Genomic DNA, 15,915 nt, shown 5'->3' with positions numbered 1-15,915 from the left:
GTACCTGCCACGCTTCACGGAGGCTTTGACATGCGCGGCGTTCGCATCGTGGTTCCTCTTGTCCTCGCCATGGCGATTTCGTTCGGGCTGCCGTCCGGGGCCTTGCCCAGCGACGGCGGCTTCCCGTTGGCATGGCTGTGGTCGTGGCTCAAGCAGTCGCCCTCCTTCGCCGCCGGTGCGTTCGGGCAGATTCCGCACCAGGTGGTGGGCAGCGCCGACCGGCACAGCCATCAGGTGCCGACGTCGGCGACCGACCCGAATGGCCTGTCCGACGGGCCGCCGGCCAAACAGCGGGTCACCAAGCCGTTCGTCACGCCGCACCGGTTCGGCACGTTCGATCCGGCGACCAGTGTGCGCATAGCGGAGGAGTCCACGCCGACCTCGGACATGTACCGCAACGCGGACGGCTCGTTCGCTCGCAAGGTGTACCAGGACCCGGTCAACTACAAGGACGGCCGGGGCGTGTGGCAGCGCATCGACCGGCAGCTGCACCTGGCCGGCGACGGCCGGGTGGCCCAGAAAGCGGCCGACACCGACTTCACGCTGGGCCGCGACAGCGCGGATGCGCATCTGGTGACGATGCGGCTTGACGCCGGGCACTCCTATTCCTATGGGCTATCCGGGGCGGCGGCCGTGAGGCCGTTGCTTGACGCGAACTCCGCGCTGTATCGCGGGGTCTTGCCAGGCGTGGACCTCAAGCTGGAGACGCTTGGCATCGGGGTGAAGGAGTCGCTGATCCTGCACTCAGCACAGGTGCCGGCCTCGTTCGACTTCCCGCTCGACCTGGAGGGCCTGACCGCGTCGCTGGCCCCCAACGGCTCGGTGCTGTTCAAGGACTCCGCCGGTCTGGTCCAGGCGTCCACTCCGGCCGGTTTCATGACCGATGCCAAATTCGACCGCGCCTCAGGCGATTTCACCCGATCCGACGATGTGCGCTACGAGCTTGTCAACGGCGGCACGACGCTGCGGGTGACCCCGGACGCGAAGTGGCTCGCCGACCCGGCGCGGGTCTTCCCGGTCACCCTGGACCCCTCGTCGTTCAAAGAGACCGGCGACACCTACGTATACAAGACCAGTAGCGTCGACCATTCCGCCGAGGACAACCTTGCTGTGGGCACCTACGACGGCGGCACCCATGTCGCCCGCTCGCTGATGCATTTCACCGGGTTCTCGTCCAGCTTCGCCGGTTCGACGATTTCGGCCGCGTACCTGTGGGCGTGGCTGTCGTGGACCTACAACTGCACCGCGAAGAAGGTCCTCGTCAAACCGGTCACCTCGGCGTGGGAGGCGGCCACGGTCGACTGGCCGGGCCCGAGCCTCGGCGCGGAAATGGGTTCGGCCACCCCGAACCCCGGCGCGGCGTGCGGCAACGACGAAGGCAACCGAAGCGTCGGCACCGGGGTCACCTTCACCCTGCAGACCGCGCCGATCCAGGCGTGGCTGACCGGGACGGCCAACAACGGGCTCGCTCTGGTGGCGCCGTCGGAGACCGACAGCACCCAATGGAAACGCTTCACCTCACGCAACTACGCCAACTACGCCTACTCGCCCTACCTGATTCTGGTCTACACCGGACCGGGTACCCCCCAGGTCGACGGGGCCTACCCGCCATCGGGCTACAACTCGCCCAGCCTCACCCCGGTGCTCATCGCGCAGGCGCACGACCCGGACCACTCCGGCTCGCCGTTCACATATCAGTTCCAGGTCTACGACGACAACGGCGCGGTGGTCGCGGACTCCGGCCAGATCGCGTCGTCGTCGTGGCAGGTACCGGCCGGAAAGCTGCAAAAGGGCGAGGCGTACAGCTGGGCTATCGTGGCCAGCGACGGCGCCAGCTCCAGCCCGCCCTCGGTGTACAGCCTGACCACGCTGCCGGTGCAGCCGCCGGTCACGTCGCGGCTGGCCGAGAACGGGGTGAAGGGATTCGAGCCCAGCGCTGGCAACTACACCACCTCGGCCACGGACGTGAAGATCGCGACCGTGGGGCCGCCGCTGGACAACCGGCGCACCTACAACAGCCTTGACACCCGCAGCACGCTCGCCTTCGGCACCGGCTGGTCCAGCCTGGCCGACATGCGGATCTCCGAGTTGGACGTGGACGCCACTTCCCATGCGCCGCAAACACTTTCGGTGGTCTACTCCGGTGGCCAGGAGGCCGTCTTCGGCCGCCGGGCCGACCACAGCTGGGCCCCGCCGCAGGGCAGCAGCGCGAAACTGAGCTGCCTGAACAGTTCCGCGCAGGTCATCACCTGCCCGGCCACGGTCAGCGCCCCGGTCTTCGGCTACCGGCTGCGCGACCGCGACGGCATCACCTATGACTTCACCCAGGCCAGCGGCGGCGCCTATGCGGTCACCTCGCTGACCGACGCGGGCGGGCGCAAGGAGACGCTGACCTACCCGGCCGGAAGCCTGCAGGTGTCGAAGATGACCTCCGCCTCGGGGCGGGCGCTGTCGTTCACCTGGTCGGGCGGGCACGTGACCCAGGTGGCCACCGACCCGGCCACGCCCGGGGACGCCAGCACCATATCGACCTGGGTCTTCACCTACACCGGCCAGCTGCTGACCAAGGTGTGCCCGCCCGACGACAGCGTGCACTGCACGGTCTATGCCTATGCGGCGCAGGGGACTGGGTACCCGTCGCTGGTGGAAAACCTTGGCCCCACCTCAAACTGGCGGCTCAATGACGCGGCCGGGTCGTCGTCGGCGGTCAGCAGCGCGCTGGATCAGGGTGGCGCGGACAACGGCGTGCCCTCGGCGACCGTCGCGTTTGGACAGCCCGGCCCGCTCGTCGGCACGCCCAGCACCGCGGCACAGTTCAACGGCACCGACGCCAGCGTGGCGCTGCCGCAGAATCTGGTCAGCGAGTCCGGGTACCGAAGCGTGAGCCTGTGGTTCAAAACCACCGCCACCGGCCGGGTCATTCTCGGCCAGTCGAACCAGCCCATCACCGTGGGCACCACCAACCGCAACTACACCCCGACGCTGTATGTCGACACCACCGGCAAGCTCGTCGGCCAGTTCCCGGTCGCGCCCGGGGTGGCGAACTTCGGCAGCCTGCTGGCGGGCGAGGCCGGGCTGTGCATGGACGTGGTCGGCCCGTCGAACGCCCCCGGCACCAAGGCTCACCTGTGGACCTGTTACAACACCACCAGCCAGCAGTGGGCATGGAACAGCAACGGCACCATCGGCACCACCGTCGGCGGGCAGCTGCGCTGCCTGGACGCGGTGGACGGGGTCGCCAACCGGGGCGTCGTGATCAATCCGTGCAGCACCAACGCCAACCAGAAGTGGCGCATGGACCCCAACGGCAACATCGTGGTGTCTTCCACCGGCCGCTGTCTGGTGGTGCAGAAGGCCGCGGCCGAGGGCAACGTGCTGATGGTGCGCGACTGCGTCAATCCGGTGTCGCCGGAACAGGTGTGGACCACGAGCAAGCACGCCTCGATGACCTCGACCGGCCCCGCGGTCAACGACGGGCAGTGGCATCACGCGGTGATCGCCGCGTCGGGCAACAGCCAGACCCTGTACCAGGACGGCGTAGCGGTCGGCACAAAGACCGGTCTCGTCGTCGCCGGAAACCAGAAGTACCAATACCTCGGGGCCGGATTCTTCGGCGGCGAGTGGCCCAGCTACCCCAACCCGACGCCGCTGACCAACCAGGGGCACGCGAACTACTTCTCCGGCAGCATCGGCGAGGTGGCCTTCTTCGACCGGCCGCTGACGCAGGCACAGGTGAGCGCGCTCAAATCCGCCCGCGACAACGCCAACCGCCCGCTGGCCACCATCACCCGGCCGTCGGGCAACATCGCCGCCGACGTGCGCTATGACGCCATCACCTCAACCGTCACCCAGGTGACGGACGAAAACGGGGGACTGTGGAAGGTCGATGCCCCGGCGGTGGAGGGCTCATACCTCGTGCACAGCAGCACTGTGCTCGGGGCATCGCCGGCCGACTACTGGCGCATGTCGGAGACCGGCGTTTCCGACGCGGTCAACGAACTCGACGGGGGCACCGCCGTATACAGCGGCAACGTGCTGCTCGGCTCCGCGGAGGGGCCGTTCGGCGGCGCGACCTGGGCGGCGCATTTCGACGGCGCCGGGGGATACCTGCAGCTGCCGCCCGAAGACGTGCCCGGAGCGCAGCCGCAGTCGATCGCGCTGTGGTTCAAGGCCGGATCCGGCGCTACGGGAACGCTTTTCGGGTACCAGGACCAGCCGATCGGCACGACCCCGGCCTCCTGGACACCGGCGCTTTACGTGGGCACCGATGGCCGGCTGCGGGGCAAGTTCTGGAACGGCAACGCCACCAACCTGCTGGCGTCGGTCGGCCGGGTCGATGACGGGCAGTGGCATCATGCGCTGCTTTCGGCCTCCACGAACTCGCAGATGCTCTACCTGGACGGCGTGCCGGTCACCGCCACCGCGCTGACCGGTGCCATCAGTGCCGCCGGCATGACTTTCGCGCAGGTGGGTGCCGGGCCGTCCTCGGGTTCGTGGCCTTTCGCGCAGCAGAACGCGACCGGTTACTTCACCGGCGACATCGCCGAGGTGTCCATCTACCGCAAGCAGCTTTCCGCCGCGGTGGCCTCGGCGCAGGCGGGCTCGCGCAACAAGGCCACCGGCACCGCGCTGACCAAGCGGTACGCCATCACCGACCCGTCGGGCGCAAAGCTTACCCAGCAACGCTTTGAGCTACCGTCAGGGCGGCTGGTCGAGACCATCGACGCGACCGGGCAGCGCATCCGCATGGGCTATGACGCGCTGACCGGGCGGCTGGCCACCCAGACCGACCCCAACGGCAACTACGTCCAGTTCGTGCACGACAAGCAGGGCAACATCACCGAGCAGACCTCGTGCCAGAAACGGTCGGCCGACCCGAGCGCGGCCGTCTGCGGCACGGTTTACTACAGCTACTACAACAACGCCGCCGACCCGCTGGATCCGTGCAACGGCAAGATGCTCACCGCACGCGACGGCCGGTCCTTGGGCCCGGCCGACAACACCTACCTGACCACTTACACCTACGACAGCCGGTGCAACCTGGTGGCGGTCACCGACCCGATCGGGCGCACCACCCGGATGGACTTCAGCCTGCCCTCGGGCACCGAAGCCGTGGACACCGGCCGGATCCCGGCCGGACTGCCGGTGCGCACCATCAGCCCCGGCGGCGGGGTGCAGACCGTGTCCTACTACCGCACCGGCGACGTCGCCACGATCACCGACGCGGCCGGCAAGGCGACGACCTTCACCTACGACGCGCTGGGCCGGATGATCCGGCAGCACGAGCAGAACGCCGCCTATCCGGCACTGGACACCGATCTGGCCTACGACAAGCAGTCCCGGGTGAGCTCGCAGAGCATGCCGCGGGTGCTCAACCGGGTCACCGGCGCCTATCACCGCGCCAAGAGCGTCTTCGAGTACGACTACGACGGCCACAACACCAAGCAGACCATCACCGATCTGGAGGGCGGGGACGCCGCTCGCGTCATCAGCTCCACCTTCGACAACCACGGAAACCTTTACCAGGCAACGGATGCGGCCGGGAAGAAGACCACCTACCTCTACAACGGGCTGGGCCAGGCGGTGTCGGTGACCAACGCCTCCGGCGTCACCGTGCTGACCACCTACGACGCGGTGGGCCGGGAGCTGACCGCGTCGGTCAAGGACTGGACCGGCGACCCCAACGCGCCCAGCACGCCGGCGAACCTGGTCATCTCCACCATCGACTACGACCCGGCCGGCCGCGTCGCCAACACGGTCGACGCGATGGGCTGGGCCACCAGCTACGACTACTACGACGACGGCACCGTGTGGCGCAAGTGGCGCAAGGAAAGCCGCGACGCGGGCGCGCGTGCCTACCTGATGGAGGAGAACTTCTACGACCTGGCCGGTAACCTGACCAAGCAGATCACCGGCAACGGCAGCCTGGTCACCACCTATCAGGTCGACGCGGCGTCGCGGCAGACCGGCTCGGTCAGCGATCCCGGCGGGCTCAACCGGGTCGTCTCCTCGACCTACGATGACGATGACAACGTGTTGTCGATCGCGTCCAGCGACACCGGCGGGGTCACCCTCGACCTCAACCGCTGGACCTACGATCCGCAGAGCAACGTGCTCAGCCACACTGTCTACAATGGACCGCAGGGAGCGAACCCGCACAACGCGGGCAACGCCCGCTGGCTCAACGCCGGCGCGCTGGCTCCCGATGCCCTGGGCGGCAACACCCTCAGCGCGGTCGGCAATGTCACGCTGAGCGGAACAGACGCGTCCTTCGACGGCACCGGATACCTGACCTCGGCCACCTCCGCGGTGGACACCCGCTCGAGCTTCACCGTCTCGGCGTGGACCCAGGTCAACAGCACCGCCATCCCGGTCACCATCGCCAGCCAGGACGGCACCGCGGTCAGCGGCTTCACGCTCTACTACAACCGGGCCACCGGGAGGTGGAACTTCACCATGCCGCGCGACGACTCGCGCGGCGCCGGCTACGAGACCGTGGCCTCCTCCACGGCGGTCAGCGTGGGCGCCTGGACGCATCTGGCCGGCGTCTACGACGCACGGGCCAAAACCATGAAGATCTACGTCAATGGCGTTTTGGCGGGTACCCAGAAACGCGTCGCTCTTCCCTGGGGCGCCAGCGGCAAATTCGTGATCGGGGCGGCGAAATCCGGCGCGGACCTCAACGGCCGGCCCGATCTGCTGATCCGCGACACCGCAGGCGCGGCGCGTTACTACCGCAACAGTGGCGGCGACACGGCCACCAACTCCATACCGGGCGCCACCGTCGACCTCGGCTCGGGTTTCACCGGCGTGCCCACCGCGCTGGGCGACCTCAACGGCGACGGCCTGGACGACCTGTTGCGCTGCGAGAGTTCCGGGTTGCTGCTGCAGCTCAATACCGGGCAGGGCGACGCCAACACGTTCAGCTCGACGGCGACCAACATTCTCAACCCGTGCCCCTACAGCCAGATCGCCGCGGGTGATGTCGACGGCGATGGCCGCGACGACGTCGTCGCCGTGGCCACCTCCGGCGGGAACCTGGTCTACCACCACCAGACCGGCGGCACCGGCACCAGCCAGCTCTCCTCGGCCATCACCGTGCGCACCAACGTGGGTGGCAACACCTACGCGATGGGCGACATGGACGGTGACGGCCGCTGCGACCTGGTCGTGCGCACCCCGGCCGGGATTCTTTACTGGGAAAAGGGCGCGGGCGACGGCACGTTCGCGACCGGTGTCCAGATCGGCAACGGCTGGACCAACTATCTGTTCACCGCGGGCGACTACAACGGCGACGGCACCGTGGACATCATCGCAAAGTCCACCGTGGCCCCGCTCGGCTTGTACATCTACCCGAACTACCCGGCCAACGGCCAGCCCAACATCGCCGGGACTCCGCGCATCCAGGTTGGCTCCGGGACGTTTTCCACCACCGCCTTCATGGCGGCCGGCCACCTGGACGGCGACGGGGAGGCCAACCTGCGTGGCCTGATCCGCGACGTCCAGGTCTATCCCCGCGCCCTGACCGACGCTGAAGTGGCCACGGTCAAGGCCGGAACGCTCAGCCCGGCCGGGGTGCTGGGGGAGCGCACGCGCTTCGCCTTGGACAAGCGTGGTCTGGTGATCGCGCAGACCGATCCGCTGGGCAACGTGTGGCAGTACGAAAACGACGAAGCCGGACGGCAGGTCGTCAGCACCGCGCCCTCGGTGGCCACCATGACCAACGGCGTGCTCACCACCCTGCCGCCGATCTCCACCATCGGCTACGACACGTTCGGCTCGGCGACGGAAACCCGTGACCCCACCGGAAAGGTGACCGTCACCGAATACGACTCCGCCGGCCGCGCCCTGGCCCAGCGGCTTCCCTCCTACACCCCGCCGGGATCGTCCACGCCTCTGCTCCCGCGCACCTCGCGCACCTTCACCAGCACCGGGCAGGTGGCTTCCGAAACCGACCCGATGGGCAACGTCACCTCCTACACCTACGACCAGATGGGACGGCTGGCCAAAATCACGCCACCGAACCTGAAGGCCGTCAGCTATACCTATGACCTGCTCGGTGATGTGCTGTCGGTGACCGATCCGACCGGCGCGAAGAACACCTCCACCTACGACTTCCTGGGCCGCAAGTGCACCACCACCCAGCTGGTGCGGCAGACCTCCGCCACGTACACCACCAGCTTCGGTTACGGAGTGGCCGAAACCCCTTGCACCGCAGCGATTGTGGCCGGTGACCCGATGCGGCAGTCGCTTGTGGACTCACCGTCGCACTTCAAGTCGCACGCCACGTTCACCAAAGCCGGCGAGGTCGCCTCGGCCACCGACCCGGCGAACAACGTGACCGGTTACCAGTACGACGCCCGCGGCCGGGTGACCAAAGCCACCCAGGCCGACGGCACCTACCTCAAACCGACCTTCAACCTGGCTGGACAGGTCACCGCGACCACCAGCTACACCGCGGCGAACGCCGTCGTGACAACGACGTCGCAGTCTTTCGACAAGGCCGGGCGGGTGGTCACCGCGACCGACGCGCGCGGCACCACGCGCACCTACACCTACGACGCCACGGGCCTGCTGCAACAGGCGACCCAGCCGGTCACCGCCGCCACCGGCATCACCGACAAATACTGGTACGACCCGGCCGGGCGGCAGACCCGGTTCACCGATGGGCGCAACAACAGCTTCGACACTGTGTACAACGTCTGGGGCCTGCCCGAGTCGAACATCGAGCCTTCGACTGCGGCGCACCCGGCCCTGGCCGATCGCACGTTCACCTTCGGCTATGACCTCAACGGCCGCGTCGGTACCCAGCTCAGCCCCGGCAATGTGACCGTCACCAACGGCTACGACACCATGGGCAATCTGCGGACCCAGCACGGCGTGGCCGGTTCGGTCATCACCGATCGCACCTTCAGCTACGACGACGCCGGGCGGATGACCGAGTTCTCCGGCGCCAGCGGCACCAACACCATCACCTACGACGACCGCGGCCTGCCGCTGTCGGTCAACGGCACCTCCGGCAACGCCAGCGCCACCTGGGGACCCGAGGGCCAGCTGCTCACCCGCACCGACGCCGCGGGCACCACCGGCTTCGCCTACGACACCGCCGGCCGGCTCAAGACGATCACCAACGGCACGCTGAAGCTCGACTACGGCTACAACAACCTCAACCAGGTCACATCGGTCACCCACGGCAATGCCAACGTTCGTGTCCTTGGCTACCACACCGGTACCCACCGGCTCATGACCGATGAGCTGAAGACCACCGGCGGCGCGACAGTCGGGAAGATCAGCTACGACTGGGATCTCAACGGCAACGAAATATCCAAGACCACCACCGGCTTCGGCGGCCCCAACGTCACCAACACCTATCTCTACGACCTGGCCGACCGGATCACCTCGTGGAGCGACGGCGTCGCCAGCACCGCCTACACCTACGACAACTCGGGAAACCGGATCACCGCCGGCACCAACAATTTCACCTACGACGCTCGCAACCGTTTGCTCACCAGCAGCACGGGCGGCACCAGCTACACCTACACGCCGCGCGGAACGCTGAGCGGCACCACGGTCGGCACCGTCACCACCTCGACCACCGCCGACGCCTTCGGCCAGATCACCGGCCAAGGGTCGCAGTCCTACAGCTACGACGCGCTCGGCCGTTCCATCCGTCCAGGGCATTCCTTTTCGGGTACCGGCAACGACCTGGCCGCCGATGCGACAGCGCAATACATCCGCGCCCCGGGCGGCGACCTCGCGGGTGTGGCCGACACCTCCGGAAACTCGAAGGTTTACACCTGGACCGACCTGCACAGCGATGTCGTGGCCCAGTTCGGCGCCACCGACACCACCCTGTCCCGCAACGCCAAGTACGAACCGTTCGGCAAACCCATCGGCACCTCCAGCCTGATCGGAAGCCTGGGTTTCCAATCGGAGTGGACCGACACCAGCACCGGCCGGGTCAACATGGCCGCCCGCTGGTACAACCCGGACACCGGCCAGTTCGACTCCCGCGACTCCATCGCCGACCCGGGCAACCCCAACCGCTACTCCTACGTCGCCAACAACCCACTGACCAATGTGGACCCCAGTGGCCACATGCGCATGAACGAAGACGGCGGCAGCGCGCCACAGACCCCGAAGGGCCCGGTCTGCCGTGGCTCCGAGCACGCCCACGGCTGCGGCACCGACGGCGGTGGCACTCCCGAGCCACCTTGCCACGGCGGCGAATACGCTCCGGGCTGCGGATCCAAGCGCGGAGACATCCGAGTCGATCCGGTGAAGAAGACCTGCGACCGGGTTATCGGCGACCACACCAAGTGCATGCTGGACCCGCCCAAGGAGGTGGTGTGCCCCACCGCAACCGGTGCCAAGGTCTTCGAGAACTGCACCGTCCTCAAAGTCACCAAGGACACCTGTGAGATCAACGGTGTCGTCATCCCGAAGGACCAGCTGCCCGCCGAGGCCCGCGACTGCGAGGAATACGCCCGCATCATGGACCTTCGCGGCGGCCAGTACGAGGGCTACGAAGACGGCACCGACCGCGACCACGTCACCGCCTTCCTGATCGGCGAAGTCCTGCAAGACACCGCCATGAAAGGCATCGAGAAGGCCGAGGCGGAAAAGCAAGCCAAATGCCAGGCCAGTTTCTGGTGCCGCAACGCCAGCACCGTGGGCGCCATCGCCGGCGCGGTCGCCGGTGTCATCGTCGGCGCGGTCTGCATGGCCGTCACCGCCGGCGCGGGCTCGATCGGCTGCGCCTTCGCCGCAGGCTTCGTCGGCGGCTTCGTGGGCAGCCTCACCACCGGTGCCCTGCAAGGCAAATCCGGCTCCGAACTCTGGGGCGGCGCGCTCATCGACGGTGCCATCGGCGGCGTCATCGGCGTCCTCACCTTAGGACTGGGCGCAGGCCTCGGCGCCGGCGTCCGAGCCCTCCTGCGAACAGCCGGTGGCAAGGCCGCCAGCAGCGCGGCCACCAGCGCCGCCAAGGCCGCCGCGGCCAAGGTGGCAAGCACCGCGGTCGGCAAAGCCGCCAACGCCACCCTGTCGGCCGTCCGAAACACCGCCATCAAATTCGAGAACAAGGTCGGCAGCAACGTTGCCTGCGCCGTCCGCGACGTGGGCATGGCAGTCGCGCAGGAAGCCAGAAACCTGCACAGCTTCGACCCGGCTACCAAAGTCCTGCTCGCCAGCGGCGTGGCGGTCGCCATCGCCGACATCAAACTCGGCGACAAGGTCCTCGCGACCGACCCACTCACCGGCCACACCAGCGAACAACCCGTCACCGCCCTGCACAAGAACATCGACCTCGACCTGACCGACATCACCGTCAGCTCCACCCCAGCCGAAGGCTCACCCGCCGCCGACCTCGGCCGCCGCACCGCCCAAGGCACCGGCACCACCCGCGGCCCGACCTCGACCACTGTCCTGCACACCACCCAGCACCACCCCCTGTGGGACGCGACCACCGGCTCCTGGGTGATCGCCGCGGGCCTCAAGCCCGGCCAATCCACCCTCACCGGCCCCGACGGCCAGACCCTTTACGTCATCGCGGTCCGAAACTTCGACGGCGTCAAAGAAATGCGCGACCTCACCGTCGCCAACGTCCACACCTACTACGTCGTCGCCGGCGACACCCCGGTCCTGGTCCACAACTGCGGTGGCAAGGTTCCGGGCCATCCGGAGAGCTGCCGGTGTGGTGGCGGCAGCCCCGATATTCCGTGGTCGAGCCCCAAGGTTGGACAGGCGGCAAGAGACCTTAAGAATGGCGCGACCAGCGCTATGGTCGGCTCTCGGTCGGAAGCTGAGGAGATCTTCCTCGGTCAGTATCAGGCTGCGGGCTACCGGAATGCCGCAGGATTCGATGGTCCAGGCACAAGGCAGTATTTTGGATCGAAGGCAGGCACGTACCACTGGGATGATCAGCTTGGAGATGATGGTCGTGTACTGGGACACGGGCCCGGCAACACCGACGGCGACTTCCCGCATCTTCAGATCCATACATTCGAGGGTCCAATCGTTCGAATCTTCTGGGGTGGTCGGTGAGAACGCAGGCTAAGAATCGTCTTGTGATGTCAAAGGGTTTGATATCTGCCAAGCGCAAGAGTGGCGATCCGGACTGCTACTCGTGGGTCTGGGTACTGCCGACCCCAGACGGGCGGTTCCGCGTTGCGGCTATCGAGGTACCTAAGCGGCTAGTTGACGACGACGTGTGTTTCTATGAGGCGGATTTTCGGACGCCATTTCTGAGGATCGTCGCCGAAATAGGTGACATTGATGAGGTTGTCCGGGAAGCAGGTGTGGATCCCGACTTGCTCGACGCGCCTTGGAACAACGACTTTCCATTGTGAGGGGGCTCGGCGGCGGGTATGAAAGAACAGGCTGTCAAGCACCTGTGGACTCGTCTCGGACGATGGCGATTGGGGTCCTGCTCCGGCCGACTTGCGGGAGCATCTGTTGAACCAGAACGGTACCTATTGTCTGCGACTCGCAAGCAACAACTCGACTGGCGGCGGAATTCTGAAGGCATTTCGGCAGGTCTTTAATGGCAGCGTGAAGGATGCCTTGGAATCCGCCAACAGTCTGAGACGAGATGGATTTTTGGGAACCCATGCGGAAACCAGCTTGCTGAGCCAGTTGCTGAAGGAGGAAGGCGTGCCAAGCGCGGTCGTCCGAGTAGCCGACAGTTAACGTGCAAGGGTAGGCGGTAGCACCCGCGCGGGCCTGGCCGTGATGAGATGGCCGGGCCTACCAAAGGATTTTCTGGAGCCGATCGGTGTCGCGGGTGCAGCCGACTTCGGCCAGGGCGGTGAGGGCCTGGGTGGCGGTGGTGCGGGCCAGGTCGGCGTGGCCGGATTGGTGATGGATTTGGCTTAGCAGGGCCATGGCGGCGGCTTCGACGTGACGGTAGCCGCCGTGGCGGCTGGTGCAGAGGGCGTCCTCGCATACCGCTTGGGCTTCGGCCAGCTCGCCGCGGGCCAGCAAGGTGGTGGCGAGGTGAAGGCGCGCCTCGGCTTCGTGGCGGGCGGCCTTGCACTCGCACAGGATGGCGATGGCCTCCTGGTGGCGGAAAGGGTCGTGGTCGATCAGCGCCAGGGCGGTCAGGGCGTTGGCGATCTTGATGGGCGCATCCGCTTGCTCGGCAAGGTCTTTGGCCTGTGCGGCGGTGTCGCGGGCTGCGGAAAGGTCGCCCTGCTCGTGGTACAGCATAGCCAAACTGACCAGCACAGAGGCTTCCGCATGCGGGTCGCCCATGCCCTCCAGTTTGGACCTGGCCGAATCCAGGTAGAGCTTCGCGGCGTGCAGGTCGCCCTTGGTACGGGTGGTCTCGCCGAGGTTGGCCCGGGCGCGCGCCGCGCCGAGCTCCACTCCTATCTCCTCGAACAGCCGCAACGCGGCCAGAGCGTATTCCACCGAGGCGTCGAGCCTTCCCAGGTCGGCGCTCATGGCGCCGAGATTGGTCAGGATGCTGGCTTTCGTGGTCGCCGGGCCGTCGGCCGGCTGCAGGTGCAGGGCCTGCTCCAGGCAGTCGGCGGCTTCCTGCAGCTTGCCCCATTCGCCGTAGATGCCGCCGAGGTTGCCCAGACTGGAGACGGCCGCGTCGATCCAGCCGGCCTGCCGGGCGAGCTCGACGTTGATCAGCAGGATGGAGGCCGCTTCGCTGTACTCGCCCAGGCCCCAACGAACCATCGAGGTGCTCAGCCGGGCGGCGATCTGGGCGCGGACGTCGCCGGTCTGCTCCGCGGCCCGCAGCGCGAGGTCTGACACGGCGAGCCAATCGGATCTGAGGCGGCGGGTGGAGAAGTAGCCACGCATCATGTCGGCGAGGTTGCTGGCAGTCGCGGCGTCGCCGTCGCCGAAAGCGGCGTCGATGGCGGCAATGAGGTTGGGACGTTCGGTATCGAGCCACGTCATCGCCTCGGCGTGCCCGGCGAAAGCCTCGCCCGGCCCAGGCTCGTCGTCTGTCCAATGCAGACGGAGCACGTGCGGGTAGGCCACCCGGGCCGCCGCGTCGCAGGAGCGCAGGTAGTAGCGGTAGAGGCGCTGACGGGCCTGATCGCGCACCGCCGGAGGATCGGACTCCTCCGCCACGCTGCGGGCATAGCGGTGAACCAGATCGTGCAGGCTGAACCTGTTCGGGGCATTCTGCTCGATCAGATGGGCGTTGGCGAGCCCGCGCAGGGTGCTGCCCGCGTCGGCGAAGTCGTTGCCGGCGAAGGACTCTACGGCGGCTGCGGCGAAGTCGGGTCCGGGGATGGCGCTCAGCAAACGGAACAGACGCTGCTTGGGCGGGGCCAGCCGGCCATAGGAGTGACCGAACGCGGCTCTTGGCCCCGCCTCGGGATCGTCGTCGAGATCGAAGGGTGTCGGCCACGCGGTGTCGTTGATGTCGGCGACAAGGGTTTCGATGCCGGTGTATCTGCCGTCGGCCAGGTTCGCCGCGGCCACCCGCAACGCCAGCGGCAGGTAGCCACAGAGCGTGGCCAGCTCCCTGGCGGAGTCGGCCTGCTGGCTCACCTTCGCGGCGCCGATCATGCGGCCGAGCAGGTCGACCGCCTCGGCCTCGGTGAACCGTTCCAGGCTGATGCGATGGGCGCTGTGCCGGGCGATCAGGCCGCTGAGCCGCTCGCGGCTGGTGACGATGACCCGGTTCTGCGCGCCGCCGGGCAGCAGATGCTGGATCTGCTCGGCGTTCGCGGCGTTGTCGAGCACCATCAGCAGGTGCTGGTCGGCGGCCCGCGACCGCAGCAGCGCACCGGCTTCGGCCGGGTCGACCGGGATCTGCTCCGGCTCGGTCCCCAAGGCGCGCAGGAAATAGCTGATCGCGTCGATGGGCCGCAGCGGTGGATCGGCGGAATAGCCGCGCAGGTTGACGTAGAGGTGCCCGGCGCCGGTCGCCGCGGCGTAGCGGTGGCCCCAGTGGACGGCCAGCGCGGTCTTGCCCAGCCCCGCGCCGCCGGTCAGCAGCAGCGGCGCGGTGCTGGCCGGGCCGGTGGCCCAGGACTCCAGCTCGGCCAGATGGCCGGCGCGGCCGGTGAAGTCGACTATTCCGGCGGGCAGCTGGGCCGGCCGAACCGAAGGCGTCTGCGGGCGATGGGGAGGCACCGCCAGGGATTGATCGCTGTTGAGGATCTGCTGATGCAGATTTTGCAGCTCTGGTACCGGCTCCACGCCGAGATCGCCGGTCAGAAGCTTGTACATCTGGCGATAGGTGTCCAGCGCCTCGGCGCGCCGGCCGTGCCTATACAGCGTCAGCATCAGCTGGCCGTAAAGCTTTTCCCGATAAGGGAACTCGGCGATGGCCTCTTTGATGGCGCCGGCCAGGCCGGCTTGTTCGCCGAGGCCGAGCTCGAGCTCGAAGCGCTGCTCGATCAGGCCGGCCCGGATCTCCCCGAGTCGCTGCGCGGTCTGGGCGACGGCGGCCACGTCGTGAAACCCCTCCAGCGGCTGCCCGTGCCACAGCGCCAACGCGGTGCCGATAAGTTCGCGCGCCTGCGTCTCGGGCGCCGATGACGCCTGCTGCGCCAGCCGTTCGAAGTCGGTCGCGTCGAGCTGCACCAGCCGGACGTCGAGGGCGTAACCGCTGGGCCCGAAGGTGATCAGCTCGTCGGCGCCGAGGATGCGGCGCAGCCGGTGCACGTACACGGCAACGGTTTTGCGGCTGTTCTGCGGCGGCTGTCCCTGCCAGAGCCGGTCGGCCACGGTCTCGGCCTCGATCGGCACCCCGGGCTGGGTGGCCAGCAACGCCAGCAGACGGCGCAGCATCGGAGCGGTGACCTCGGCGGCTTCGCCGTCGACCGTCACTTCGAGCTGTCCCAGAATGCTGATGCGTACCATTGCCGTCCCCGTTGCCAGCGGCGTCCCGTCTGCAGCCTACGACGGGCCGGGCCGAGGGCGGGGACCCGGCCGGTGACC

Annotated in this window: 3 protein-coding genes; 1 reads left to right on the top strand and 2 read right to left on the bottom strand. The window is 67.7% G+C overall.

Annotation, left to right across the window (positions count from 1 at the left end; all coding sequences use genetic code 11):
- Nucleotides 1-30: 30 nt before the first annotated feature.
- A complete protein-coding gene (locus Rhe02_RS02215; protein WP_203906327.1) occupies nucleotides 31-12,045 on the top strand; it encodes a LamG-like jellyroll fold domain-containing protein in 12,015 nt (4,004 codons plus the stop codon).
- 149 nt (nucleotides 12,046-12,194) lie between these two features.
- Here the strand turns inward: Rhe02_RS02215 and Rhe02_RS02210 are convergent, their stop codons facing one another.
- Both Rhe02_RS02210 and Rhe02_RS02205 read right to left on the bottom strand, forming a co-directional pair.
- On the bottom strand, nucleotides 12,195-12,392 hold the full coding sequence (locus Rhe02_RS02210) for a hypothetical protein (RefSeq protein WP_203906326.1): 198 nt from the start codon (nucleotides 12,390-12,392) through the stop codon (nucleotides 12,195-12,197).
- Nucleotides 12,393-12,747: 355 nt separating this feature from the next.
- A complete protein-coding gene (locus tag Rhe02_RS02205; protein WP_203906325.1) occupies nucleotides 12,748-15,837 on the bottom strand; it encodes an AfsR/SARP family transcriptional regulator in 3,090 nt (1,029 codons plus the stop codon).
- Nucleotides 15,838-15,915 lie beyond the last annotated feature (78 nt).

Origin of the sequence: Rhizocola hellebori, assembly GCF_016862955.1 — a bacterium.
GTDB lineage: Bacteria > Actinomycetota > Actinomycetes > Mycobacteriales > Micromonosporaceae > Rhizocola > Rhizocola hellebori.
The sequence above is the reverse complement of the archived record's forward strand: the minus strand, read 5'-3'. Positions and strand labels throughout refer to the sequence as shown.